23 protein-coding genes and 1 pseudogene are annotated in these 24,920 nt (G+C 34.3%); 18 read left to right on the forward strand and 6 right to left on the reverse strand.

Going from position 1 to position 24,920, the window contains the following annotated elements; genetic code table 11:
* Positions 1 to 44: 44 nt before the first annotated feature.
* The gene (locus tag FKR84_RS02795; RefSeq protein WP_141420672.1) at positions 45 to 359 is read right to left on the reverse strand and encodes a YbaB/EbfC family nucleoid-associated protein; all 315 of its coding nucleotides are present in this window, start codon (positions 357 to 359) and stop codon (positions 45 to 47) included.
* 113 nt (positions 360 to 472) lie between these two features.
* Here FKR84_RS02795 and FKR84_RS02800 point away from each other — a divergent pair, with 113 nt between their 5' ends.
* The 3 genes from FKR84_RS02800 to FKR84_RS02810 all read left to right on the forward strand — a co-directional run bounded on the left by FKR84_RS02800 (position 473) and on the right by FKR84_RS02810 (position 5,159).
* Positions 473 to 2,536: a S9 family peptidase gene (locus tag FKR84_RS02800; RefSeq protein ID WP_141420673.1), complete on the forward strand. Its 2,064-nt coding sequence runs from the start codon at positions 473 to 475 to the stop codon at positions 2,534 to 2,536.
* 89 nt (positions 2,537 to 2,625) lie between these two features.
* Positions 2,626 to 3,666 (forward strand): PLP-dependent cysteine synthase family protein, encoded by a 1,041-nt coding sequence (locus tag FKR84_RS02805; protein WP_141420674.1) that lies wholly within the window; start codon positions 2,626 to 2,628, stop codon positions 3,664 to 3,666.
* Positions 3,667 to 3,899: 233 nt separating this feature from the next.
* The gene (locus FKR84_RS02810; protein ID WP_141420675.1) at positions 3,900 to 5,159 is read left to right on the forward strand and encodes an aminotransferase class I/II-fold pyridoxal phosphate-dependent enzyme; all 1,260 of its coding nucleotides are present in this window, start codon (positions 3,900 to 3,902) and stop codon (positions 5,157 to 5,159) included.
* A gap of 67 nt (positions 5,160 to 5,226) precedes the next feature.
* On the opposite strand, the gene FKR84_RS02815 is transcribed toward FKR84_RS02810, so the two are convergent.
* On the reverse strand, positions 5,227 to 6,450 hold the full coding sequence (locus tag FKR84_RS02815; protein WP_141420676.1) for a porin family protein: 1,224 nt from the start codon (positions 6,448 to 6,450) through the stop codon (positions 5,227 to 5,229).
* Between the two features lie 362 nt (positions 6,451 to 6,812).
* Complete coding sequence (locus FKR84_RS02820) at positions 6,813 to 7,766, reverse strand: transporter (protein WP_141420677.1); 954 nt, start codon at positions 7,764 to 7,766, stop codon at positions 6,813 to 6,815.
* A gap of 108 nt (positions 7,767 to 7,874) precedes the next feature.
* Between FKR84_RS02820 and FKR84_RS02825 the strand changes: the two genes are divergently transcribed.
* From FKR84_RS02825 to FKR84_RS02840, 4 genes are read left to right on the forward strand one after another with little or no spacing between them, the layout of a single operon-like run.
* On the forward strand, positions 7,875 to 8,156 hold the full coding sequence (locus tag FKR84_RS02825) for a DUF4834 family protein (RefSeq protein WP_141420678.1): 282 nt from the start codon (positions 7,875 to 7,877) through the stop codon (positions 8,154 to 8,156).
* 30 nt (positions 8,157 to 8,186) lie between these two features.
* Positions 8,187 to 10,613 carry a YfhO family protein gene (locus FKR84_RS02830; protein ID WP_141420679.1) on the forward strand — a complete coding sequence of 809 codons (2,427 nt, stop codon included), beginning with the start codon at positions 8,187 to 8,189 and terminating at the stop codon, positions 10,611 to 10,613.
* 9 nt (positions 10,614 to 10,622) lie between these two features.
* Complete coding sequence (locus FKR84_RS02835) at positions 10,623 to 11,909, forward strand: glycosyltransferase family protein (RefSeq protein ID WP_141420680.1); 1,287 nt, start codon at positions 10,623 to 10,625, stop codon at positions 11,907 to 11,909.
* A 4-nt stretch (positions 11,910 to 11,913) separates the two neighbouring features.
* The gene (locus FKR84_RS02840; RefSeq protein ID WP_141420681.1) at positions 11,914 to 13,377 is read left to right on the forward strand and encodes an MATE family efflux transporter; all 1,464 of its coding nucleotides are present in this window, start codon (positions 11,914 to 11,916) and stop codon (positions 13,375 to 13,377) included.
* Positions 13,378 to 13,519: 142 nt separating this feature from the next.
* Here FKR84_RS02840 and uvrA read toward each other — a convergent pair whose 3' ends face one another.
* Complete coding sequence (uvrA, locus tag FKR84_RS02845; RefSeq protein ID WP_141420682.1) at positions 13,520 to 16,309, reverse strand: excinuclease ABC subunit UvrA; 2,790 nt, start codon at positions 16,307 to 16,309, stop codon at positions 13,520 to 13,522.
* A gap of 236 nt (positions 16,310 to 16,545) precedes the next feature.
* On the opposite strand from uvrA, the gene FKR84_RS02850 reads away from it, so the two are divergent.
* Both FKR84_RS02850 and FKR84_RS13290 read left to right on the forward strand, forming a co-directional pair.
* Complete coding sequence (locus tag FKR84_RS02850) at positions 16,546 to 17,133, forward strand: RNA polymerase sigma factor (RefSeq protein WP_141420683.1); 588 nt, start codon at positions 16,546 to 16,548, stop codon at positions 17,131 to 17,133.
* A gap of 59 nt (positions 17,134 to 17,192) precedes the next feature.
* Positions 17,193 to 17,348, forward strand: a complete 156-nt coding sequence (locus FKR84_RS13290; RefSeq protein WP_233357645.1) for a hypothetical protein — start codon at positions 17,193 to 17,195, stop codon at positions 17,346 to 17,348.
* 21 nt (positions 17,349 to 17,369) lie between these two features.
* Here the strand turns inward: FKR84_RS13290 and nth are convergent, their stop codons facing one another.
* Positions 17,370 to 18,035: an endonuclease III gene (gene nth / locus FKR84_RS02855; RefSeq protein ID WP_141420684.1), complete on the reverse strand. Its 666-nt coding sequence runs from the start codon at positions 18,033 to 18,035 to the stop codon at positions 17,370 to 17,372.
* Positions 18,036 to 18,065: 30 nt separating this feature from the next.
* Between nth and bcp the strand changes: the two genes are divergently transcribed.
* Complete coding sequence (bcp, locus tag FKR84_RS02860; RefSeq protein ID WP_141420685.1) at positions 18,066 to 18,515, forward strand: thioredoxin-dependent thiol peroxidase; 450 nt, start codon at positions 18,066 to 18,068, stop codon at positions 18,513 to 18,515.
* On the opposite strand, the gene aroB is transcribed toward bcp, so the two are convergent.
* Positions 18,516 to 19,583, reverse strand: coding sequence for a 3-dehydroquinate synthase (gene aroB / locus FKR84_RS02865; RefSeq protein ID WP_141420686.1), 1,068 nt, complete (start codon positions 19,581 to 19,583; stop codon positions 18,516 to 18,518).
* A 91-nt stretch (positions 19,584 to 19,674) separates the two neighbouring features.
* Here aroB and FKR84_RS02870 point away from each other — a divergent pair, with 91 nt between their 5' ends.
* The 8 genes and pseudogenes from FKR84_RS02870 to FKR84_RS02895 all read left to right on the forward strand — a co-directional run bounded on the left by FKR84_RS02870 (position 19,675) and on the right by FKR84_RS02895 (position 24,803).
* Positions 19,675 to 20,865, forward strand: coding sequence for a proline dehydrogenase family protein (locus FKR84_RS02870; protein ID WP_141420687.1), 1,191 nt, complete (start codon positions 19,675 to 19,677; stop codon positions 20,863 to 20,865).
* A gap of 78 nt (positions 20,866 to 20,943) precedes the next feature.
* A complete protein-coding gene (locus FKR84_RS02875; RefSeq protein ID WP_141420688.1) occupies positions 20,944 to 21,891 on the forward strand; it encodes a YihY/virulence factor BrkB family protein in 948 nt (315 codons plus the stop codon).
* A 104-nt stretch (positions 21,892 to 21,995) separates the two neighbouring features.
* Complete coding sequence (locus FKR84_RS02880) at positions 21,996 to 22,544, forward strand: type 1 glutamine amidotransferase domain-containing protein (protein ID WP_141420689.1); 549 nt, start codon at positions 21,996 to 21,998, stop codon at positions 22,542 to 22,544.
* A 387-nt stretch (positions 22,545 to 22,931) separates the two neighbouring features.
* Complete coding sequence (locus FKR84_RS02885; RefSeq protein WP_141420690.1) at positions 22,932 to 23,276, forward strand: cupin domain-containing protein; 345 nt, start codon at positions 22,932 to 22,934, stop codon at positions 23,274 to 23,276.
* 608 nt (positions 23,277 to 23,884) lie between these two features.
* Positions 23,885 to 24,016, forward strand: coding sequence for an OsmC family protein (locus FKR84_RS13515; RefSeq protein ID WP_317129098.1), 132 nt, complete (start codon positions 23,885 to 23,887; stop codon positions 24,014 to 24,016).
* Positions 23,985 to 24,101 carry an OsmC family protein gene (locus tag FKR84_RS13520; RefSeq protein ID WP_317129099.1) on the forward strand — a complete coding sequence of 39 codons (117 nt, stop codon included), beginning with the start codon at positions 23,985 to 23,987 and terminating at the stop codon, positions 24,099 to 24,101. Before FKR84_RS13515 ends, FKR84_RS13520 begins: the two co-directional genes overlap by 32 nt.
* A gap of 2 nt (positions 24,102 to 24,103) precedes the next feature.
* Positions 24,104 to 24,289: pseudogene (locus FKR84_RS13525) on the forward strand (OsmC family protein); the annotation flags it as partial.
* Between the two features lie 244 nt (positions 24,290 to 24,533).
* Positions 24,534 to 24,803, forward strand: a complete 270-nt coding sequence (locus FKR84_RS02895) for a DUF488 domain-containing protein (RefSeq protein WP_141420691.1) — start codon at positions 24,534 to 24,536, stop codon at positions 24,801 to 24,803.
* The last annotated feature ends 117 nt before the right edge of the window (positions 24,804 to 24,920 follow it).

The following is a 24,920-nucleotide window of genomic DNA, read 5'->3' on the forward strand; positions in this document are numbered from 1 at the left end:
TAAAAAACCGGAATTTAAATTCCGGTTTTTCCCATATTTATTACTTATTTAAACATATCCATTCCCGGAATGTTTGGCATACCATCTTTTGCTACGGCTCCAAGTTCTGCTTCGTTTACTTCGGTGGCTTTTTCTATGGCTTTATTTACCGTTAACACCAAATAATCTTCCAATTGCTCTTTGTCTTGCAACAACTCTTCGGCAACTTCAATATTTTTAATTTCGCGGTTGGCCGTAATGGTAACTTTCAAAAGATTATCATTAGAATTTTCTTGCAAAGTAACGCTGTTTAGACGCTCTTTTGTTTCTTCTACTTTTTTCTGCGTTTCTTGCAGTTTGTTCATCATATCTCCAAACATAGCTTATCGTTTTTTTGTTTAAACACAAAAATACAGATTCTATCTAATTCCTATTCCAAATTAATGCATTATCTCTTTTTGAAACCTTAAATTTGCGTTTCAAAATTAAATCTATGATTCAGACCGAGATAATTCCGCCCAAAGCGAAAAAAATAGCCAAAAAATTAAGCATCCATAACCACGAACGTGTAGATAATTATTTTTGGATGAACGATAGGGAAAACCAAAATGTCTTAAATTATTTAAAGGAAGAAAATGCGTATAACGATGCGATGACGGCACATACCAAAGAATTTCAAAAAGATTTGTTTAAGGAAATGAAGGCGCGCATTAAAGAAGATGATAGCTCGGTTCCTTATAAAAAGAATGGCTATTGGTATTATGTGCGTTTTGAAACCGGTGCAGATTATCCGGTTTACTGCCGAAAAAAAGAAAGTTTAGAAAACACCGAAGAAATTTTGTTTGATTGTAACGAAATGGCCAAAGACCACGCTTATTTCAAATTATCCGGAATTAGCATAAGTCCAGATAATACTATGGCGGCTTTTGGCGTAGATACGGTGAGCCGAAGAAAATATACCATACAAATAAAAAACTTAAAGACCGGCGAAATCTATCCGACTAAAATAGAAACTACTACCGGAAGCTCGGTTTGGGCCAATGATAATAAGACGTTGTTTTATACGAGGAAAGACGAAGAAACCTTGCGATCTAATCAGATTTACCAGCATATTTTAGGAGAAAAACCCGAAAATGATATTTTGGTTTACCAAGAAGACGACGATACCTTTAATACCTATGTTTATAAATCTAAATCTAGAAAATATATAATTATAGGTAGCAGCAGCACGATGAGTGACGAATATCGTATTCTGGATGCCAATACGCCGAGAGATAATTTCAAATTATTTGCTCCGCGAGAACGTGGTTTAGAATATGGTATTGCACATTTTAACAATCATTTTTATATTCTTACCAATAAAGACAAAGCCACCAACTTTAAATTGATGAAAACGCCTGTGGTAAAAACCAATCCGGAAAATTGGGAAGAAGTAATTGCACACCGGGAAGAAGTTTTGTTGGAAGATGTAGACATTTTTAAAGAATATTTGGTGGTAACAGAGCGTTTTCAAGGTTTAAATAAAATTAGGGTAATCCGTTGGGATGATACCGAAGATTTTTATCTGCCTTTTAATAGCGAAACCTACACCGCTGGGACTGGCAGTAACCCAGAATTTGATACTACTATTTTACGCTATGCGCATACCGGTTTGGCTTCGCCGGCTTCTGTTATAGATTATGATATGAAGGCAAAAACCAGTAAGGTGATGAAAGAACAGGAAGTTTTAGATCCTGGTTTTGATAAAAATAATTATGCATCAGAGAGAATTTGGGCTACAGCAAAAGATGGGAAAGAAATACCAATTTCTTTGGTTTACAAAAAAGGAATTGAACGAAAAGGCAACCGACCTTTATTACAATATGCTTACGGAAGTTATGGCCATACCACAGATCCTACTTTTTCTACCAGCAGGTTAAGTTTGTTGGATCGCGGATTTATTTTTGCAATTGCTCATATTCGGGGAGGCGAATATTTGGGTAGAAAATGGTACGATGACGGAAAATTGCTGCATAAAATGAACACCTTTACAGATTTTATCGCGGCATCTGAGTATTTAATTCAGCAAAAATATACTTCTGCCAAACATTTATACGCTATGGGCGGATCTGCCGGCGGAATGTTAATGGGCGGTATTGCCAATATGGCGCCAGAATTATATAACGGTATTATTGCCGCAGTGCCTTTTGTAGACGTTCTTAGTACGATGTTAGACGATACCATTCCGCTAACGACGGGAGAATATGATGAGTGGGGCAATCCAAATCAAAAAGAATATTATGAATATATGAAAAAATATTCGCCTTACGATAATGTAAAAGCGCAAGACTACCCGAATATGCTAGTAACCACCGGGTTTCACGATTCGCAAGTACAATATTGGGAACCGGCAAAATGGATTGCAAAATTACGAGAAATGAAAACAGATAATAACAAATTATTATTTCATATTAATATGGATGCGGGGCATGGCGGCGCTTCGGGACGTTTTGAAGCGTTAAAAGAAGTCGCAGAAGATTATGCATTTTTATTAGACTTAGAAGGAATTACTGAATAATTAAAAAAAAACATGTAAATTTGCCGTGTTTTGTACAAATCTAGTTTTATTACAACAGCATTTGTACTCTTAATAAGAAACATCAATTTATGAGAGAAGACTTACAGGTTTATAACGATGTATTACAACTCATAGGTGATACCCCTCTAATCAAATTAAACCGTATAACAAAAGACTTTGATGGTGATTTTTATGCCAAAGTAGAAGCATTTAATCCCGGTCATAGTACAAAAGATAGAATTGCGCTTTATATTATTGAAGAAGCAGAACGCAAAGGAATTTTAAAACCGGGAGACACTATAATAGAAACTACCTCTGGCAATACAGGTTTTAGTATTGCAATGGTAAGCGTAATAAAAGGTTACGATTGTATTTTGGCAGTAAGCTCTAAATCTTCTACAGATAAAATAGACATGTTAAAAACAATGGGCGCAAAAGTTTATGTATGTCCCGCGCACGTCTCTCCGGACGACTCCAGATCATATTATCAGGTAGCCAAACGTTTGCACCAAGAAATGAAGGGTTCTGTTTATATCAATCAATATTTTAACGAGCTTAATATAGATGCGCATTACCGCACAACCGGGCCAGAAATCTGGAAACAAACCGAAGGTGAAATTACGCACCTAATAGCGTGTAGTGGTACCGGCGGCACTATTTCTGGTACTGCGAGATATTTAAAAGAACAAAACCCTAACATTAAAATTATAGGTATAGATGCTTATGGTTCGGTATTAAAAAAATACCACGAAAGTAAAGAATTAGACCCTAGCGAGATTTACCCTTACCGAATTGAAGGTTTGGGAAAAAACCTAATTCCTACTGCTACAGATTTTGATATTATAGACAGGTTTATAAAAGTTTCTGATGAAGCTGCCGCGCATACAGCTCGTAATATTGCTCGCACAGAAGGTCTTTTTGTGGGCTATACCAGCGGAGCGGCTTTTCAAGGCGTAAAACAACTGGAAGAAGAAGGTGAGTTTGATGCAGATAGCAAAGTAGTTATTATTTTCCCGGATCACGGTTCGCGTTATATGAGCAAAATTTATAGCGACAACTGGATGCAAGAGCAAGGTTTTTCGGATAGCGAAAACAATGTAGGAGCAGAGAAAGTAGAATATATAAAGTAATCCGTAAAGTAAACGGATAAAGCTTTAATTAAGTCGAGGATTAACTTTGGTTTATGCTTATTATCAAACTGAATTTTGCTAAAATACGATAGGTAGTAAACTGTAGAATAAAGAAGAACATCTTAGTTACATCTTTTTGACTAAGAGGTGATTATATTAAAAAATCAAGTCGTTTAGAAAGCTGGTAAGGTTTATATTAGTACTTTTGCCGCTTGGTTTAAAATCAAAATTACATGGTAGATTTATTTGCAAAAATATATAAAGATAAAGGGCCGTTAGGAAAATGGGCCAGTCAAGCAGAAGGATATTTTGTATTTCCAAAATTAGAAGGAGAGATAAGTAATCGTATGAAATTTCAAGGAAAAGAAGTTATTACTTGGAGTGTGAACGATTATCTTGGCTTAGCCAACCATCCTGAAGTAAGAAAAGTAGATGCCGAAGCCGGTAAAAAATACGGTTCTGCTTATCCAATGGGCGCAAGAATGATGAGCGGCCACACAGAACTGCACGAACAACTACAAAACGAGCTAGCAGAGTTTGTTAAAAAAGATGCGGCTTATTTGCTTAATTTTGGTTACCAAGGTATGGTAAGTACCATAGATGCTTTGGTAGGAAAAGACGATGTTATTGTGTACGACGTAGATGCACACGCTTGTATAATAGATGGCGTTAGATTGCATTTAGGAAAACGTTTCACTTACAAACACAACGATGTAGAAAGTATTGAAAAAAACCTTAAACGTGCAGAAAAAATAGCAGAACAAACCGGCGGCGGAATTTTATTAATTTCTGAAGGTGTTTTTGGTATGCGAGGAGAGCAAGGCCGATTAAAAGAAATTGTTGCCCTTAAAGAAAAATACAATTTTAGACTTTTTGTAGATGATGCCCACGGATTTGGTACTTTAGGAAAAACTGGAGCCGGAGCAGGAGAGGAGCAAGGCGTGCAGGACGATATTGATGTTTACTTTGCTACTTTTGCAAAATCTATGGCCAGTACGGGTGCTTTTATTGCGGCAGATCAAGAAATTATAGATTATTTAAAATATAATCTGCGCTCGCAAATGTTTGCTAAATCTTTGCAAATGCAACTGGTGGTTGGTGCTTTAAAACGTTTGGATATGCTGCGCAGCATGCCAGAATTAAAAGATAAACTTTGGGAAAATGTAAATGCTTTACAAAGCGGCTTAAAAGAACGCGGTTTTGATATTGGAACTACCCAAAGTTGTGTAACTCCGGTTTACCTGAAAGGAACAGTACCTGAGGCAATGGCTTTGGTGCGAGATTTACGCGAAAATCACGGTGTTTTCTGTAGTATTGTTGTTTATCCTGTAATTCCTAAAGGACTTATTTTACTACGTATGATTCCTACTGCATTGCACACAATGGAAGATATTGATATTACTTTAAAAGCTTTCTCTGCTATAAGAGAAAGATTAGAAAGCGGTTTATATAAACGTATGTCTTCTGGAGTTTCTGAAACTTTAGGAGCGTAAAAATCCCATAAAATATACTAAAAAAAAGACGCTTATTGAGGCGTCTTTTTTTATATTAATTATTTAACTACAGAAAGTTGTATCCTAAAGTAAGAGATACTTCTCTTAATTTGGCGGTGTAGTTATAGTTAGAAATTAGCGCGCGTGCAGGAACATAATTTAATTCTACAGAAAACTTTCTATTATAATTGTAGCCTGCACCAAAACTAATGCTATTGGTAGATTCGTAGAAAGTATAGTCTCTAGATCTTTCAAAAGCAAAGCTAGAACTTGGAACAAAAAATTGCTGATAGTATCTTGCATTAATAAAAATACTTGATTCTTCATTCAAGAAGAAGTAATAGCGTATGCCTGCTTGCGCGCCAAAACTGTTATACTCTACATTTACATTTTCGTTATTGGTAAAATAATCACTATCTAAAGTATTTTTTACAAACGTTTGTGACTTATAATGAGTATATAAGGGTTCTAGAATTAAGCTCCATTTATTATTATTAAAAGGTAAAGTATATTCTAATTCTACACCTATTTTATAACCTAATTCATAATCTAAACTAGCACTTCGATCAACACCTATAGATTGTAAAAAAGTAAAATCTACTGTAGAATATGTTACACCAGGTCTTATAGACAAAGCAAAAGCATCTTTTTTATGATTATCTTTATCGTAATAGGTCGTATAATTTTCATCTTTACACGAGTTATAATCCTCAAATATTTTTTTTAAGTTTCTTTCTTTATAATCCAATCCGGTCACCTTTCTAGTGGTAATGGTTTCGCAATCTAAACTATTTAAAATTTGCTGTTTATAATATTCATTAACAGCCAATTTGGGTGTATTGCCATTTTTACTCACCATATATTCTTTAAAAACTAATTGTTGAGGGGTTCCAGATCCTTTGCTGTAAAAATATTTATTATTGGTTTTACTAGAACTATATACGTATAGCTTAGCATTACCATCTGTCAACTTTTCTAAATAAATTGTTTTTTCTTTAAAAAGGGGATTTCTTTCAAAATCTAAATCTTTTAATTTAGTGGCCGATGTGTCCAGCTTTACCGTAAATCTTTCATATTCCTTAAAATTATCAAATGCAAACAACTTTGCATCGTCAATAGCTATAATTTTTGTTGACGAACTTGGGGTTTCCCTATACTCAAAAGTAGTTGGTGTATATTTCCAATCTTCATATTTTATATATCCGTCTACTTTGTTTCCAAAATCATTAATATAAAAACCTTTTTTGTACTCTGTCTGGGCATAAAGTCCATAACCAAATGTTAGGAACATTACTAATAGAATGTTTTTCATAGTATAAAGTTAGATTAAAAGCCACAATATTAACAATTTTTTTAAATTACTACCTACTATATATACCCAAATATTAAACCAATAGAAACTTTTTTTGAAAATAAAAAACCGCTAACTTGAGAGTATAAACCTGTAGAAAAATTCAAATTTCTGTATTGGTTTGGAAACGAAAATATTGCCTGCTATTTAGAAAAAAAGTTGCGTTATAGAAAAAAGTTTTAAAACAAAACCAAGTATCTTCTTTTACTTTTTTGTTGAAACAAGAATATATTTATCTACTTTACGGAAATTATAGCGGTGAAAGACATAGGGTTATCAACCTGAAGAATAATTTTGAAACTTTACTCTGGTTGTGCCTCAATCTCTATCTCTTTTTCTTTTTCTTCCTCTTCTTTCTTTTTGTCGTTGCGATTTTTTATAATTATTTCATCTTCAGAATGCATATCTAATCTATACGAAACCCCCATTGCAACTTTCCAGCGAGAAGGCGTGTCTTTAAAATTGATTAATCCGGAGAGATCAAACTGTAAGTTTTTTGTAAGTAGAAAAGCGCCTCCCAATCTGGCAATGTTATCTGCATAAAAATCGCTTTTAATCGCTTGGTATTCGCCAAAAACAGAATAACGACTGTTTATAGAATGGGTAAGGGTGAAAATCCCTGCATACGAAGGAAAGTCTGAGGTTGGCATATCTGCTATAAGATTCGTTACAAAAACCCATCGGCCCCAATTGTGTTGGGTTATAGCCGCAAATTTTGGAGACATAGCGTCTTGTCCCGGTGGCAGGTAAGGATTGTCGTCACTAAGCACATTTAAACCAGCGTAAACAGCAACAGCCGGAATTAAATCGCGCCATTTAAATTTAGTGTTATTGGCTTTCCAGCTATAAAGATTGGCTTTAGGATCTGATAGGTGTTTAAAAGGGTCAAATGCTAAATATTTTACTCCTATAGTATTACTTTCAAAATTGGCATAAGAATTTTTTTCTATAAGTCCGCCAACCGGCATAGAAACTTCTGAGTTTAAATAGGTACCTCGAATACTAATTTCTAATTGTTCTAAAAATATTCCGTAACGCAACGCATAATCTACACCAAATTGATTGGTTTCTGTATTGAGTAAATTGTGCTCATCGCTACCAAATTTTCCGCCGGCTTCCAGCTGTAAAACCTGCGTACCAACTGCAAACGCACCTTGTGATTCTCCTGGTCTATCAGAGTTTATAGTTTCTGTATATTGAGCAAATAGGGGCGAGAAGCTAAAAAATAAAACAAGTAAAAATAGTGGTTTACGCATCGTCAATTTAGTTTTAAGCATCAAATATAGATAGATTTTTACGATTTTTTATGACTAAAAAAGGCTTTTTAATGGTTTATATTAATAATTTTGCGGAAAAAGTAAAGTATGTACGAAGCATCATTTACGGGCGTAATAAAGACTATTCTAATAATTCTTTTGGTTTATTTTGGGGTTAAACTTTTTTTTAAATGGTTTGGACCTTCCATATTAAAATATATAATGAATAAAGTTGGAAGCAATATCGAAAAAAAGTTTCGGGAGCAACAGGGCTTTAATAACCAAAACCATAAAAGCGAGGAAGAAACGCTTTCCCAAAAAAAAACTACTAAGAAAACAAAATCCAATAAAGACGTTGGAGAGTACATAGAATACGAAGAAATTGATTAATTTACCAACCTCTATCTTAAACTAATGTCCATGACGTTTAATTGGAAAAAGTTTCTACGCCATTTTTTTGTTTTAATTGGTTTTATTGCCGTTTCGCTTATTTACTTTTACCCGGTATTACAGGGTAAAGTTATTTACCAAAGTGATATTGCTCAATACCAGGGAATGGCAAAACAACAAAAAGATTTTATTGCCAACGAGAACGAGCAACCTTATTGGACAGATGCCGCTTTTGGCGGAATGCCAACTTACCAATTAGGTGCAAACTATCCATACAATTATATTAAAGAAATAGACCGCAGCCTTCGTTTTTTGCCACGGCCGGCAGACTATCTTTTCTTATATTTTATAGGGTTTTACATTTTACTATGTTGTCTAAAAATAGATTATAGGTTAGCGGCCGTTGGCGCTTTAGCCTTTGGTTTTTCTACCTATTTAATAGTTATTCTTGGTGTTGGGCACAACGCAAAAGCTCATGCCATTGCTTATATGCCACTGGTTCTGGCAGGTATTATTACCACTTTTAGGAAAAAATATATTACCGGCGGTTTACTCTTAACTTTTGCGATGGCTTTAGAAGTAAATGCCAATCACCCGCAAATGACCTATTATCTTTTGCTTTTGGTTATTGTTTTGGGCATAGCTTATTTTATAGATTATTTCAGAAAAAAGCAATTAAAAACCTTTTTTACCGCTTTGGGCGTTATGGTAATTACGGTTGTAATTGCGGTAGGAACAAACGCTACCGGCTTGCTGGCCACAAAAGAATATTCAGAATTTAGTACACGCGGACAAACCGGTTTAACTATTAACAAAGATGGTTCTGTTAAAAAAGAACAAGGTTTAGATTACGATTATATTACAGAATACAGTTATGGCTGGTTAGAAAGTTTTAATCTTTTTATTCCCAGATTTATGGGTGGTGCCAGTACAGAAACATTAGATTCTGACTCAGAAACCTATAAAGCTTTGCGGCAAATAGGGGCATCGCCTGCGCAAGCAGACAATTTTATTAAAAATGCTCCTACCTACTGGGGAGATCAAACCTTTGTAGGCGCGCCGGCTTATATTGGAGCAGGTGTTATTTTCTTAGCTGTTTTAGCACTTTTTTTGGTAAGAGGCAGAAAAAAATGGTGGTTGGTAGGCGGCTCAGTTTTGGCCTTGTTACTTTCTTTTGGCGATAATTTCTCGGTTTTAACCAAGTTTTTTATAGATAATGTACCGTTGTACAATAAGTTTAGAGCAGTTTCTTCCATACAGGTAATAATAGAACTTTGTTTGCCAATTTTAGCAATAATTGGTTTATCTAAAATCTATAAGCCCGATGTAGAAAATTCAGAAAAGTTAGAAGCTTTAAAATGGAGTACAGTAATTACCGGCGGTTTGGCATTGTTGTTTTTATTATTAAAATCTATGCTGTTTGATTTTTCTTCGACTTCAGACAGAATGTATATCGAACAATTAGGACCGGATTTTGTTAGCGCTCTAAAAGCTGACCGTGCTGCAATCTTTACGGAAGATACAATTAGAAGTTTAATTATTGTTTTGGTGGCAGCAGGATTTATATGGTTTTACCTTAAAGGGAAATTATCTAAAGGAGTTAGCATTGTTGCGCTTGGGTTGTTGTTAATGGTAGATCTTATTAATGTAGATAAACGCTATGTAAATAACGAAGATTTTGTGAGTAAAAAAGCTATGGAACAGCCTTTTCAGGCAACCGGAGCAGACAAAGAAATTTTACAAGACAAAGGACATTTTAGAGTTTTAGATCTAAGCGGAAGTCCGTTAAATTCTGCCCGAGCCTCTTTTTTCCATAATTCGGTTGGGGGATATCACGCTGCCAAACCAGGCAAAATGCAAGAACTTTTTGATTTTCATATTTACGAAGGAAATCAAGAAGTATTAAACATGCTCAATACCAAATACACTATTATTTCCAATCAAGGGCAAACTATGGCGCAATTAAACCCAAATGCTAATGGCAATGCTTGGTTTGTAAATAAAGTTGTACCGGTAAAAAATGCCAATCAGGAAATTTTGAGTTTAGATACACTTCAAACAAAGCAAACTGCGGTAGTTAATGAGAAGTTTTTAGAATATATTTCAAAACAAAATTTTAATCCTTCGCCAAAAGACAGTATTACATTGCAGTCGTACCAACCTAATGAGTTAGTTTACACCTATAATATAGATTCTCCTCAATTGGCGATTTTTTCAGAAATTTATTATCCACACGGGTGGAAAGCTTTTGTAGACGGAAAACCTATAGAGCATTTTAGAGCAGATTATGTTTTACGTGCTGCGGTTTTACCGGCAGGAACGCACGAATTGGTTTTTAAATTTGATCCTGAAGTTGTTAAAACCGGTAGCACGATTACTATAATTAGCGGCGTAGTTTTATTGCTGGTATTAATTGGCGGCATTTGGTTTTTGTACAAAGAAAATAAACCGTCTTAATTTTTATAAATGAAGAAAGTTTTAATCGTTGCTTATTATTGGCCACCGGCCGGCGGTCCCGGCGTGCAACGTTGGTTAAACTTTGTAAAATACTTGCCGGAGTTTGGGATAGAACCTATAGTTTACGTTCCTGAAAATCCAAGTTATCCCATTATAGATAAAAGCTTGGAAAAAGAAATTCTGCCACAGCTAAAAATTATCAAAAAACCTATTTTAGAGCCTTACAAATTGGCTTCTTTATTCGCTAAAAAAGAAACCAAAGAAATAAGCGCAGGTTTAATAAAAACCAAAGAAAAAACCAGTGTTCTACAAGAAGTTTTACTTGCCATAAGAGGAAATTTATTTATTCCCGATGCCCGGAAATTCTGGGTAAAACCATCAGTTAGCTTTTTAAAAACGTATCTGCAAGAAAACGAAATTAAAACCATAATTACCACCGGTCCGCCGCATAGTTTACATTTAATTGGTTTAAAACTTCAGCAAGCGCTAAACATTACTTGGATTGCAGATTTTCGGGACCCGTGGACGAGTATTGGTTATCATAAAAAATTAAAACTTTCAAAAACTTCCGCAAAGAAACATCGCGAGCTCGAGAAAGAAGTTTTGCAAAACGCATCACATATAATAACCACCAGTTTTAGTACTAAAAAAGAATTTGAACAACTAACGCCAAAATCCGTTAGCGTTATTACCAATGGTTACGAAACCTATAAAAAGCCAGTAGTAAAACCAGATAATTATTTTACAGTGGCGCATATTGGTTCTTTACTTTCAGAAAGAAATCCAAAAATGCTGTGGCAAGCGCTTTCAGAGTTAACACGGGAAAACAAAGCTTTTAAAGAAGCATTTCGTTTGCTTTTGGTAGGGAAAGTAAGTACAGTAGTAGAGCAAATGCTAAGAAAGTTTGAATTGGGAAGTTATCTGGATAAAAAGGGTTATGTGACGCACGAAGAAGCCATAAAATTTCAGTACGAATCTAATTTGTTGCTATTGATAGAAATAGATAAACCCGAAACCCAGGCAATAATACCCGGTAAGTTATTTGAATATCTTTATACCAAAAAACCTATCTTGGCAATTGGTCCTGAAAATTGGGATGTACAAATAATTTTAACGCAAGTAGGAGCAGGGCAAAGTTTTTTATACAATCAAAAAAATGCCATAAAAAAAGATATCTTAAAAGTTTTTGAAGCTTATCAAGAAAATAAATCCCAATTGCAATTACACGATTTGGAAGAATTTTCTCGTAAAAACCTCACAAAAAAACTGAGCAAATTAATAGAATCTGCCGTATAATTTTATGGGAATAATTGTAGACCAATCGTTTAAAAATTTAATTACTACCTATTTTGGTTTTGCAATAGGAGCAATAAATGTTCTGTTGCTCTATCCCAATTTTTTTACGCCTAAACATTATGGTTTAATTACTTTTTTGTTATCTGCAAGCACTTTGCTTTGGCCTATAATGTCTTTTGGCGTAAACCACACATTAATAAAATTTTACAGTGGGTATACTAAACAAATAGATAAGCAGGGTTTATTAAGTTTAGCTATGTTTTTACCTTTGGGCGTTGGTTTAATTTTGGGGTTATTCGGTTTGTTTTGTAACCAAGCTATTTTAGGTTATTTTACTAAAAACCCTATTGTGCAACCCTATGTTTGGCTCATTTTTGTAATTGCTATTTTTAGCGCTTATTTTGAAGTTTTTTATGCTTGGGCCAAATTAAAATACAAAAGTGTTTTTGGTAATTTTATGCGCGAGGTTTTTCATAGAGTTTGCGTAAGTATTTTGCTGGTTCTGGTTTATTTGGAAATTATAGGGATAGAAAGCTTTGTTTATTTGCTTACCGGTGTTTATTTTATAAGGGCGTTAATTATAAAAATTTATGCCTTTAGCCTTGTTAAACCTAGTTTGAAATTCCGGTTTCCGCATAATAAAATAGAAGTTTTTAAATATAGCTTTTTAATTTTTATTGTTGGTTCTATAGCCATTGCTTTACTAGATTTAGACAAAGTTATGATAGAACATTATTTGCCAATAGAACAAGTTTCTATTTATGGTATTGCCGTATATGTTGCAACGGTTATTGCCGTTCCCGCAAGGGCAATGAATCAAATTTCGCATCCAATTACGGCCAATTTATTAAACAATAAAAATTTTGAAGAATTGCGTACGCTATACACAAAAAGCTCTGTAAGTCTTTTGATAGTTAGCGGACTTATATTTGTGATTATTGTTACCAATATTAATCAAGTATACGCACTAATGCCCGAAATTTATCAAGTAGAGATTGGTATTATTTTGCTTTTGGCGCTTATCAAACTTTCTGATAATATGTTGGGTAATGCCAACAGTATTTTATTTAATTCTAACTATTACAAACTTATCTTGTTACTTTCTGTGGGGCTTATAGTTTTTGCTTTTTTAACCAATTTATGGTTAATACCAAAATGGGGCTTGGTAGGAGCAGCTGTAGCAAGTTTTATAACCTTTATTGCTTACAACATCACAAAACTACTGGTGGTCTTACAAAAATTTAAAATGCATCCGTTTTCTAAAAACACAGCTTTTATTCTGCTTTTTATTGCATTATTTACCGCGGGTTTTTATTATATAGATTTTAATATTAATCCCGTAATTAATATTTTATTAAAGTCTGGTTTTATTAGTGTGTTGTATGTTTTTCTGGCATATAAATTAAACTTTTCAGAAGATATTAATTTGTTGATAAAAAAGTTTTTACGGAAGGTTTTTGCCAAATAGAATTGATTTCTGTGCAATAACAAAAAAGAAAAGCCCTAACAGTATCTGTCAAGGCTTTTTCTAACTAACCAACCAAAAAATTTATTATCATGATTGCAAAGCAATGTGACAATCTATTAATATTTAAGCAAACTCTGTGCCATTATTTTAGTTTTGGTTTTAGATATTTTGCTGTATACGATTTTTTGCTTTTTACTATTTCTTCCGGCGTACCGCTAACTAATAAATTTCCGCCGTTTATACCGCCTTCGGGACCTAAATCTATTATATAATCTGCGCATTTTACCAAATCTATATTATGTTCTATCACCACAATAGAATGGCCTTTTTCTATAAGGGCATTAAAAGATTTGAGCAATTTTTTTATATCGTGAAAGTGTAAACCGGTGGTGGGTTCATCAAAAATAAACAGAGTTTTATTTTTGGTGATTCCTTTGCCAAGAAAAGAAGCCAATTTTATACGCTGTGCCTCTCCACCAGAAAGTGTTGCAGAACTTTGTCCTAATTTTACATAGCCTAAACCAACATCTTGCAAGGGTTGCAAACTTTTTCTAATTTTTTTCTCCTTATGTTCTCCAAAAAATGCAACCGCATCGTCTATGGTCATATCCAAAACGTCGTGAATAGACTTATTTTCAAATTTTACTTCTAAAACTTCGTCTTTAAAACGCTTTCCGTCGCAAGCTTCACATTCTAAATGCACATCTGCCATAAACTGCATTTCTATGGTAACTTCGCCTTCGCCTTTGCAAATTTCGCAACGACCGCCTTCTACGTTAAAACTAAAATGTTTAGGTTTAAAGTTTCTTATTTTTGAAAGCTTTTGATTAGAAAATAAATTTCTAATATCGTCATAGGCTTTAATGTAGGTTACGGGATTAGAGCGAGAAGAACGGCCAATAGGGTTTTGATCTACAAACTCTACGTTTTTTACATTACCAAATTTACCTTCAATTTTAGAAACCTCGCCTAATTTTTGTCCGTAGCCGTCTGTCTCTTTTAAAATTGCAGGATATAGAATGTTTTTTACCAAAGTACTTTTTCCACTTCCCGAAACCCCGGTCACCGCCGTAAAGACACCAAGCGGAAAACGCACATCTATATTTTTTAAATTATGCTCTCGCGCGCCAATTATATCGGTATAATATTTATATTCTCTTCTTTCTTTTGGCACTTCGATAGCGAGGTCGTTGTTTAAATATTTTGCTGTTAAAGAAGATTGTTTTAAAATTTCCATAAAGTTACCCGTAGCAACAACTTCGCCGCCGTGACTACCAGCTTCGGGTCCAATATCTATAATTTCGTCTGCGGCTTTCATAATATCTTCGTCGTGTTCTACCACAACCACGGTATTGCCAATGTCGCGAAGTTGCTTTAAAACCCGTATCAAATTCTCTGTGTCTTTGGGGTGCAAACCTATAGAAGGTTCGTCTAAAATATACATAGAACCAACCAAGCTACTACCCAAAGAAGTTGCCAAATTTATACGTTGCGACTCTCCGCCAGATAAAGTATTTGATTTTCTGTTTAATGTAAGATAGCTTAAGCCAACATCGTTTAAAAATTTTAACCTGCTGCAAATCTCTTTTAACAAGCGTTTAGAAACTTTGGCGTCGTGCTCGTTTAATTCTAAATTTTGAAAAAACGTATACACTTCGTCCAATGGCTTTTCTACCAAATGTGTTATTGGCGTATCGTTAATTTTTACATATTCTGCTTCTTTTCTTAATCGTTTTCCTTTGCAGAGGTTACATTTTGTTTTTCCGCGGTAACGTGACAACATTACCCTGTTTTGAATTTTATAGGCTTTGGCTTCCAACTTTTCAAAAAAAGCTTCTAAACCGGTAAAATGTTTATTTCCTGTCCATAATAATTCTTTTTGCGCCTCGGTGAGTTCATAAAACGGTTTATGAATTGGAAAATCAAATTTATGCGAATTATTTACCAACTGGTCGCGATACCAACTCATACTTTCTCCGCGCCACGGAAAAATGGCGTTTTCGTAAACAGATAAATTAGTGTTAGGAAAAATAAGTTCTTCGTCCAGACCAATTACATCGCCATAACCTTCGCATTTGGGGCAAGCGCCGTACGGATTGTTAAAGCTGAATAAATGCACATTGGGTTCAGAAAATTTAATACCATCCAGCTCAAATTTATTGCTAAAATGCTGCCTGCTACCATCTTGCATTTTTTCTATAAACAACTCACCTTTACCTTCATAAAAAGCGGCATCTAATGCATCTGCCAGTCGGTTGTAAAAATCTTCGTCGTCTTTGGTAATAATCCGGTCTACTACCAATTCTGTTTCTTCTTTTTTTAGCGTATCCAAATCGGCTTCGTCTATACGCATTACTTTGTTGTTAGATTTTATTCGGCTATAGCCTTGTTGTGCCAAAACCTTTATTTTTTCGCTAAGACTTCTACCTTCTTCCACATAAATTGGAGCAATAAGTAAAAGTTTTTCCCTTTCGGGGAAAGATTTAATGTAATCTATAACATCACTAACGCGATCTTTTTTAACTTCTCTGCCCGAAATGGGGGAGTAGGTTTTACCAACGCGTGCGTACAGCAATTTTAAATAGTCATAAATCTCTGTAGAAGTTCCTACGGTAGAACGCGGGTTGGTAGAATTTACTTTTTGCTCTATGGCAATGGCCGGCGCAATACCTTTTATGTAATCTACTTTTGGTTTGTTTAACCTGCCTAAAAATTGACGCGCATAAGAAGATAAACTTTCTACATAACGTCGTTGACCTTCTGCATACAACGTGTCAAAAGCCAAGCTAGATTTTCCCGAGCCGGACAAACCGGTAATAACTACCATTTTATTACGAGGTATTACCGCATCTATATTTTTTAGGTTGTGCAATTTTGCACCTTTAATTATAATATTTTCTTTCGGATTTATTTTCGACAAGTCTTTCTGCATAGTTTATCAATAAGCTGCAAAGATAATTAAACTAGCACGTGCAAAAAAGCCAAGAATTTCTTTTAAAACTGTTAAAATTTTTAACTTATTTGGTTTTCTTAAAGATATGTTGTTATATTTACGCCCACACAAAAACCCCAGTTGCCTATAACATACAGTTACTCTAATTAACTTAAATTTTACGTGAACGTAGATCTTTCAAAACTATTGTTTTGAATTTAAAGAGGAAAAACTGTATGAAGAAAATAAAAACTACTACCGATGCGGTTTTGGTAAAACAATATATCGCAGGCAACGAAGAAGCACTTTCTCAACTTATTAACCGGCACCAGCAAAGAATTTATAACTTTATATTTTCTAAAGTTTTTGATAAGGATGTAACCGAAGATATTTTTCAAGATACTTTTATAAAAGTAATACGCACTTTAAAACGCGGTAAATATAACGAAGAAGGAAAATTTGTGCCGTGGGTAATGCGTATAGCGCATAATTTGGTAATAGACCACTTTAGAAAAAGCAACCGGATGCCTAAATTTGAAGGCAAAGGAGATTTTAATATTTTTTCTGTAATAGAAGATGGTGGTTTAGATGCCGAAAAAGAAATGGTAAAAGACCAAATAGAAAGTGATGTTCGCGGCTTAATAAAAGAATTGCCAGAAGATCAACGCGATGTTTTGGTTATGCGTATTTATAAAGATATGAGTTTTAAGGAAATTAGCGAGCGCACAGGGGTTAGTATTAATACTGCCTTAGGAAGAATGCGTTATGCTTTGATAAATATGCGCAAAGTAATAGACAAGCATAATATAGTTTTGACGCGTTAAGGCAATATGCTACTGTTTTGTACGTTATTATTTTGCTAACCCGTACAAAACATTTTTTGATGGCAAAACTTTACTTAAATCCTTCCAAAGAAGAAAAAACAGCTAAGCCTTTGCGGCCAAAAAAAGAAACCATAGATTTTTTACTGAATTATTCTAAAGCTTTATGCATTACAAACAGTAAAAACGCTATGCAATTTGATACCCTGCTAAACTAAACTTTGAAAAACCCGGAAAAACTATTTTCGGGTTTTCTTATTTTTGTGGTACGCTTGTATGACGCTTTTTCTACCTATTTTTTGGGTAATTTCGTCTTGCTCTAAATTCCAACCGCGGGCCGGACAATATTCTCTTCCGTAAAGTATAATTTGTATATGCAGTTTATTCCATATTTCTTTAGGGAAAAGCCGTTTGGCATCTTTTTCTGTCTGTTTTACGCTTTTGCCCGTAGATAAATTCCAACGATACATAAGTCTGTGTATATGCGTGTCTACAGGAAAAGCCGGTACATTAAAAGCTTGTGACATTACAACGCTGGCAGTTTTGTGTCCTACGGCTGGTAACTCTTCCAGCGCTTCAAAACTGGCGGGAACCTTTCCGTCGTGCTTTTCTAACAAAATTTCTGACAAACCGTAAATTCCTTTTGCTTTCATAGGCGATAAACCTACCGGTTTTATTATTTCCCTTATTTCTTCCACACTAAGTGTAAGCATTTTTTGCGGTGTATCTGCTTTTTTAAAAAGAATAGGGGTAATCTCATTTACTTTTTTGTCTGTGCTTTGAGCAGATAATAAAACTGCAATTAATAAAGTGTACGGATCTCTATGGTCTAACGGGATGGCAACTTTGGGATATATCTCATTTAACTTATTTATAACAAACGCAACTTTTTCTTGTTTGGTCATTTTGGCTATTTTTAAACAAAAATAAGAATTATGATAACATTAGAGCCGGGCGATAAGGCGCCTAATTTTTCTGTGCACGACCAAGCCGGAAATAAACACCAATTAGAAGATTATAAAGGAAAAAAGTTAGTCATCTTTTTTTACCCGAAAGCAAATACGCCGGGTTGCACGGCAGAAGCTTGCAATTTGCGCGATCACTGGCGTAACTTTCAAGATAATAACTTTGAAATATTGGGTGTGAGTGCAGATTCTCCCAGAAAACAACAAAACTTTAAAGAAAAACACGATTTGCCTTTTCCGTTAATTGCAGACGAAAGCAAAGAAATGATTGAGGCTTTTGGCGTTTGGGGACCAAAAAAGTTTATGGGAAAAGAATACGAAGGTATTTTACGTACTACTTTTATTATAGACGAAGAAGGTAAAATAGAAGAGATAATTAAAAAGGTGAAAACCAAAACCCACGCCGAGCAAATCTTGTAATTATTCGGCATAAAAATTAAAGGCCTCTTTAATTAAAGAGTTAGAAACTTTGCAGTCTATTATAGGTTTACCAATTTGTTCTAGAAGCACAAAGTTTATGTTACCGTGCGAGTTCTTTTTATCAAATTTCAGTAAATCTATAATGGGCTGTATGTCTTCATCGGCAAAGGCAACACGCTGAAAATTATGCAGAATAACTGCTTTTATTTCTGCTAATTCTTTGCCGGACAAGCCGGTTAATTTGGTAGAAAGATAAGCTGCTAAAATCATTCCAATAGCTACTGCTTCACCGTGCAGCAAACTCTTTTTAGCAGTGTTTTGCATAAAATATGATTCTATGGCGTGCCCCAAAGTATGACCAAAATTAAGGGTTTTACGTATACCATCTTCTTCTAAATCTTGGCAAACAATAGTGTTTTTTATTATAACAGATTCGTAAATAAGTTGCTCTAAGTCTTTAGAGCTTAATTTGCTTAAGTCTTTCATTTTCTTCCAATAAGCAGCGTCGTAAATAAGGCCGTGTTTAAGCATTTCTGCTAAGCCACTGCGCATTTCTTGTTGTGGCAAGGTGGCTAGATAAGCAACGTCTATAAGCACCATTTCCGGATTATTAATCACACCAATCTGGTTTTTTAAGTAGCCTAAATCTATTCCGGTTTTACCGCCTACAGAGGCATCTACCATTGCTAAAAGACTGGTTGGTATATTTATATAAGCAATACCGCGTTTAAAGGTAGAAGCTACAAAACCGCCTAAATCTGTAACCACGCCACCGCCTAAGTTGATTAGCAAAGCTTTACGATCTGCTTCAAAATCTGATAGCGTTTCCCATAGCGCTTGGCAGGTTTCTAAGTTCTTATGTTTTTCGCCTTCTTCAATTTCTAAAACTTCTATATCAATATTGGTTTGTAGTTGTTGCAGAAATAGCGAAGCACAAAATTTTTGTGTGTTGACGTCTGTAAGAATGAAAATTTTGGATGGCTGTAATTTTTGTAGCATTTCATTGAGCTGCAAATACCCCGGTTTTCCAAAATATATAAAGTTGTTAACAGATTGAATAGACTTCATTAAAATTTGCGTTAAATACAGTGCGAAATTAAAAAGAATAATCAAATTATTGTTTCTTGCAGTTTATATTTGTAAAAACTTTCAGTAAAAAATGGTTACAAAAATATTTAATAACACCAAGCGCGCATTTGCTTTAAAAAGTGATAAAGATTTAAAAAAAGCTCTGTGGATTTTTACGTTAATGAACAAAGGTCCGCTTGTAGATATTGGTACGCGCGCAACCAATTTTGCATTGTCTATACATTTGCCAATAGAAGGGCTTATTAAAAAAACAATTTTTGATATGTTTTGTGGTGGAGTTTCGAAAGAAGATTCGTTAGACATCATAAAAAAAATGCACGAAATGCACGTGCATAGTGTTTTAGATTACTCTTCGGAAGGAAAAGAAACCGAAAAAGAGTTTGACAAAGCTATGAATATTAAAATGGGTTTAATTCGCTTTGCAAAAGAACACGGCGAGATTCCTTTTACAGTTTTTAAACCAACCGGGGTTGGGCGTTTTGCCATTTGGGAAAAAGTTTCTGCGGAAGAAACCTTAACACAAAAAGAACAAAAAGAGTGGGAAAACATTCAAAAACGCGTAGATAACATTTGCAAGTTAGCGCACGAATTAGGTATACGCATACTGGCAGATGCAGAAGAAAGCTGGATGCAAAATGCAGCAGACGATTTGCTAGAAGAGATGATGTCAAAATACAACCAAGAAGAAATTATTGTCTATAATACCTTACAATGCTACCGTTGGGACCGTTTGCAGTATATAAAAGACTTACATAAACGCGCCAAAAATAAGGGTTTTAAAATAGGCGTTAAAATTGTGCGTGGCGCTTATATGGAAAAAGAAAACGAACGCGCTTCTAAAAAAGATTACCCTACTCCAATTTGTGAAGATAAAGAAGCTACAGACGTTAATTTTAATGCGGTTTTGTATTATGCAATGCAGCACCTAGATGAAATAAATCTTTATATAGGTACGCATAATGAAGTAAGCAATTATTTGGCCATGCAATTAATGGATGAAAAAGATATAGCTAAAGACGATGACCGCATTTGGTTTAGTCAATTATTTGGTATGAGTGATCATATTAGCTTTAATCTTGGACTAAATGGTTATAATGCAGCCAAATTGGTGCCATTTGGACCAGTTAGAGACGTTATACCTTATCTTATTCGTAGAGCGCAAGAAAACTCATCTGTAAAAGGTCAAACCGGTAGAGAGCTGGCATTATTGCGAGAAGAGAAGAAGCGTAGAGATGGGCAATTTGTGAAGCGTATTGCTTAATTTAGCGCTTTTTTAACTACATAAAATCTGCCTATCCCGGCAGATTTTTTATTTTTAAGATAAACTAAAGCTGCAAAAATGAAAGAAAAACTAATGGTGCTAAAAAAAACCTATCAAAACTGGATGAAAAATGATCCTTTTCAGCACAGTGCGGTAGTAGCTTATTACACGCTTTTTTCTCTTCCTTCCTTACTGCTAATTGTAACCTGGATTGCCGGCTATTTTTTTGAAAGGTCTAATGTAGAAGAAAAACTAATAAACGAAATTGCAGATATTATCGGGCCAGAAACCGCCACTTCTATCCAATCTATGGTAGAAAAAGCGGCAATAGAAGACGGCAGTTTCTTTACTTTAATCATTAGTATTGGCGTTTTGGTATTTGGTGCTACCGGGGCATTTTTTCAGCTTAAACAAGCTATGAATAATATTTGGAGCGTACGCCCAAAAAACGAAAATATTAAAGGGATAATCTTAGATAGAGTAATATCTCTGGGGATGATTTTTGTTATAGGTTTTCTAATGTTAGTTTCGTTGGTAGTCACTACGCTAATTTCTTATTTAAGCGATTATATTAGCGTCTATGCACCAGAATTAACCTCTTACGGCGTAGCAGTAATAAACTTTCTGTTAAGTTATATTTTTATTGGTTTTTTATTTGCCAGCATTATTCGCTTACTTCCCGATATCAAAATTAAATGGAAAACAACTTTTATTGGTGCTTCTTTAACTACTATTTTATTTTTAATAGGTAAATACGTTTTGAGTTTTTATTTTGGTCAAAGCAATCCGGCATCGGTTTATGGCGGGGCCTCTTCTGTGGTCTTAATTTTATTGTGGGTATATTATTCGTGTATGATTTTGTTTTTTGGTGCAGAATTTACTGTACAATATGCTTTGTATAAAAACGAAGATATTCAACCCAGTAAATTGGCGGAACCTGCTTATTATCAAGAATTAGAAGAACTAAAACAAAAACGCCGAGATATAGAACACAATAAAAAAGATTTAGATAAACTTTCTCCTTAAGTCTTTTTAACGTAATTCTAATTTTTTTTATTAAAGGTTTAGGAATAATAAAATAAACAGTGTTTAATTTTGTAAAAAATATTTTTAATTATAAAAAAAACACTATGGAAAAGAAAATTGCAATATTAGCTACAGACGGATTTGAAGAAAGCGAATTAAAATCGCCAAAAAAAGCGATGGAAAAAGAAGGCTTTGATGTAGACATTGTTAGCTTAAAAAGCGGAAAGATTAAAGCTTGGAGCGATGGTAATTGGTCTAACGAATACGATGTAGATAAAACAGTAGACAAAGTTAGCGCCAAACAATACCACGCTTTGGTTTTACCCGGCGGAGTAATAAATCCGGATTTATTAAGAGTAGAAGAAGATGCTTTGGTTTTTATTAGAGACTTTTTTAAGCAAAGCAAACCCGTTGCCGCAATTTGTCACGGGCCTTGGTCTTTAATTAATGCAGATGTGGTAGAAGGCAGAACAATGACATCTTACCACTCTATAAGAAAAGATCTGGAAAATGCCGGCGCACTTTGGGTAGACAAAGAAGTGGTGGTAGACGAAGCTCTTGTAACCAGCAGATCTCCAAAAGATCTAGATGCATTTAACGATAAGTTAATTGAAGAAATTAAAGAAGGAAAACACGATTTACAACACGCATAAGCAGATTTGAATAAATTTTCGGTAAATCTTACCTAATAAAAAGCTGACTTTTTTAAGTCGGCTTTTTTTTGCTAATTTCATAAGGCAATCATTCCTTAAAGTATTGCTAAAATTTAAACAGAAATTTTTATAAAATAAGTATTAATTTAAAAGTTTACAGTTAAAGTATATGCTTATTTCAGCTATCTAAACACTTTAAATTTTAAACTCTGCACTTATAATGCAGAATTATTTAATTTAGCTTAGCTCATATTACTAACAATTTTTCCTGAGCTATAAATACTTGCTAATTAATCAAATTAAACCGAAAATTTTCCGCAAATAATTCCCTAAAGTATAAATTATTTATTAATTTTGAATCATTCTAAATAATGTAAAAAGATAAACATGAAATTAGCTTCTTTAACTTCGGCAATAGAATACCAAGAAAAGCGTCCGGCAATAAAAGTTTTATTAGAAACCGCGTCTGGAAAAGAAATAAGAATAGCTTTTAAAAAAGAGCAGATTATGAAAGAGCACAAAACGCCTTTCCCAATTATAGTAGAAATTTTTGATGGAGAAATAGAATTTGGAGTAAACGGTGACAAACATAACTTAAAAAAAGGTGCTTTGGTTGGTCTAGAAGGAAACGTGCCGCACGATTTAAAGGCTTTAAAAGACAGTATAGTTCGGCTTAGTTTAAATAAAGCAGATAGCGCAAAACGCGTAGAAAATGTAGCAAAAGAATCTTGATGAGCCATAAAGCCATAAATACAGAAGAAGGATATTAGATTTTGACCAATATGGGCAAAATGTATTGCGTCCAAGAGATAAAGAACTTACTTTAAAGTTAGTAGATCCCTTAAGTTTTAAGAAGCAAAATAATTTGATAGAGTTTTCGCCGGGCATAGATTACGGTATGAATCTTATTAAAAAAGAATCCTGAACCTATACCGGTATCGAACTTATTGAAGAGGTTGCTACCAAATTAAACAAACAATACAGTAGGGAAAACGTAAAATTATAAATACTAATGTGGCTAATGTTGGTCTAAAAGAAATCTAAATTAACGTTGGATCTTCTTTAGCGCAAAATGAATGGTGCGAACTATTAACGAAAAAGGATTTAAAATAAAGGAAGTGTATAAAAACCTTATGCAACATTAGAACCGATTAGAGTTAAGAAAGATGAAGGTTTTTTTTGAACTTATAACTGGGATATTACCTAATATCACATCCCAAAGAGAAAAAAGAATTTAAACAAATGCGGAGAATTTTTAGGCATTATAAAAACCAAATGGCCGCCTTTGCAATTGTTGCAGAAAAATAACGAAACAGTATTAAACCTTAAAAATAGAATCTATGAAACAAACAGCTAACGCCGTATGGAGTGGCTCGGTAAAAGAAGGAAAAGGTAAAATAACCACTGCCAGTAAAAGCCTAGATAAAGCAGCATACTCGTATGCATCTAGGTTTGAAAACGAATCCAGATGAGTTGCTTGCAGCATCGCATGCAGGTTGTTTCGCAATGGCTTTAAGCCTTATTCTAGGTAAGAAGGTTTTACTCCAGATTCTTTAGAAGTTTCTGGTGCGGTAACTATGAATGCAGATGAACTGGAGTTAACAGAGTCGCATTTAGACCTTAAAGCTAAAATACCAAATATAGATAAAGACAAGTTTATGGAGTGTGCCCACACGGCAAAAGATAATTGCCCGGTAAGCAAAGCTATATCACTTAAAATCACTATGGAAGCAACGCTTTTATAAAATTTAGATTTGGCAAGGTTTGCCGGAAATACCAAGTATTTTATGCTCTTTGTCTATTACGGCAAAGAATATTTTATTTGAGAGCAACTAGTTAGTAGTTTATTAAAAAAGAAAATTTTACTTTACGGAAAAAGAAAATGCAGAACTGCTCAAATATTGAACTTTTATCAATATTTAGCTACTAGAAATGTAGCAGTATAGCTTATATTTAGTAAAAATTTTTCAGTAGAAAAATAATACAAGTTTGTTTATTAGGAATAAAGAAAACTCTAAAATCATTTATACCATAGGGCATTCTACCCATAGTTTGGAAGAATTTCTGGCTATGCTAAAAGCTGCCGAGATAGAAATGTTGGTAGATGTAAGAAGTTTTCCTGGCTCACGTAAATTTCTACATTTAAAAAAAGAAGCCTTAGCAGAATCTTTACCGGGAGAAAACATTGCGTACAAACATTTAAAAGCTTTAGGCGGCAGAAGAACGCCAAAGCCAAATTCAGCCAACGTGGCGCAATAAATCGTTTAGGGGTTACGCAGATTATATGTAAACCGATGCTTTTAAAGAAATGGTAATAGATATAAAAAAGCAGAAATTCAAAGTTCCCCAACCTGTGACAAGCATAAAGAATAGGAT

This window comes from Haloflavibacter putidus, from assembly GCF_006546625.1.
GTDB classification, from domain to species: domain Bacteria; phylum Bacteroidota; class Bacteroidia; order Flavobacteriales; family Flavobacteriaceae; genus Mesonia; species Mesonia putida.

Bases quoted from the DNA above. Each gene is read 5' to 3' on its own strand.
- FKR84_RS02795 (WP_141420672.1), bottom strand. From the start codon at position 359: ATGTTTGGAGATATGATGAACAAACTGCAAGAAACGCAGAAAAAAGTA.
- FKR84_RS02800 (WP_141420673.1), top strand. From the start codon at position 473: ATGATTCAGACCGAGATAATTCCGCCCAAAGCGAAAAAAATAGCCAAA.
- FKR84_RS02805 (WP_141420674.1), top strand. From the start codon at position 2,626: ATGAGAGAAGACTTACAGGTTTATAACGATGTATTACAACTCATAGGT.
- FKR84_RS02810 (WP_141420675.1), top strand. From the start codon at position 3,900: ATGGTAGATTTATTTGCAAAAATATATAAAGATAAAGGGCCGTTAGGA.
- FKR84_RS02815 (WP_141420676.1), bottom strand. From the start codon at position 6,450: ATGTTCCTAACATTTGGTTATGGACTTTATGCCCAGACAGAGTACAAA.
- FKR84_RS02820 (WP_141420677.1), bottom strand. From the start codon at position 7,766: ATGCGTAAACCACTATTTTTACTTGTTTTATTTTTTAGCTTCTCGCCC.
- FKR84_RS02825 (WP_141420678.1), top strand. From the start codon at position 7,875: ATGTACGAAGCATCATTTACGGGCGTAATAAAGACTATTCTAATAATT.
- FKR84_RS02830 (WP_141420679.1), top strand. From the start codon at position 8,187: ATGACGTTTAATTGGAAAAAGTTTCTACGCCATTTTTTTGTTTTAATT.
- FKR84_RS02835 (WP_141420680.1), top strand. From the start codon at position 10,623: ATGAAGAAAGTTTTAATCGTTGCTTATTATTGGCCACCGGCCGGCGGT.
- FKR84_RS02840 (WP_141420681.1), top strand. From the start codon at position 11,914: ATGGGAATAATTGTAGACCAATCGTTTAAAAATTTAATTACTACCTAT.
- uvrA (WP_141420682.1), bottom strand. From the start codon at position 16,309: ATGCAGAAAGACTTGTCGAAAATAAATCCGAAAGAAAATATTATAATT.
- FKR84_RS02850 (WP_141420683.1), top strand. From the start codon at position 16,546: ATGAAGAAAATAAAAACTACTACCGATGCGGTTTTGGTAAAACAATAT.
- FKR84_RS13290 (WP_233357645.1), top strand. From the start codon at position 17,193: ATGGCAAAACTTTACTTAAATCCTTCCAAAGAAGAAAAAACAGCTAAG.
- nth (WP_141420684.1), bottom strand. From the start codon at position 18,035: ATGACCAAACAAGAAAAAGTTGCGTTTGTTATAAATAAGTTAAATGAG.
- bcp (WP_141420685.1), top strand. From the start codon at position 18,066: ATGATAACATTAGAGCCGGGCGATAAGGCGCCTAATTTTTCTGTGCAC.
- aroB (WP_141420686.1), bottom strand. From the start codon at position 19,583: ATGAAGTCTATTCAATCTGTTAACAACTTTATATATTTTGGAAAACCG.
- FKR84_RS02870 (WP_141420687.1), top strand. From the start codon at position 19,675: ATGGTTACAAAAATATTTAATAACACCAAGCGCGCATTTGCTTTAAAA.
- FKR84_RS02875 (WP_141420688.1), top strand. From the start codon at position 20,944: ATGAAAGAAAAACTAATGGTGCTAAAAAAAACCTATCAAAACTGGATG.
- FKR84_RS02880 (WP_141420689.1), top strand. From the start codon at position 21,996: ATGGAAAAGAAAATTGCAATATTAGCTACAGACGGATTTGAAGAAAGC.
- FKR84_RS02885 (WP_141420690.1), top strand. From the start codon at position 22,932: ATGAAATTAGCTTCTTTAACTTCGGCAATAGAATACCAAGAAAAGCGT.
- FKR84_RS13515 (WP_317129098.1), top strand. From the start codon at position 23,885: ATGAAACAAACAGCTAACGCCGTATGGAGTGGCTCGGTAAAAGAAGGA.
- FKR84_RS13520 (WP_317129099.1), top strand. From the start codon at position 23,985: ATGCATCTAGGTTTGAAAACGAATCCAGATGAGTTGCTTGCAGCATCG.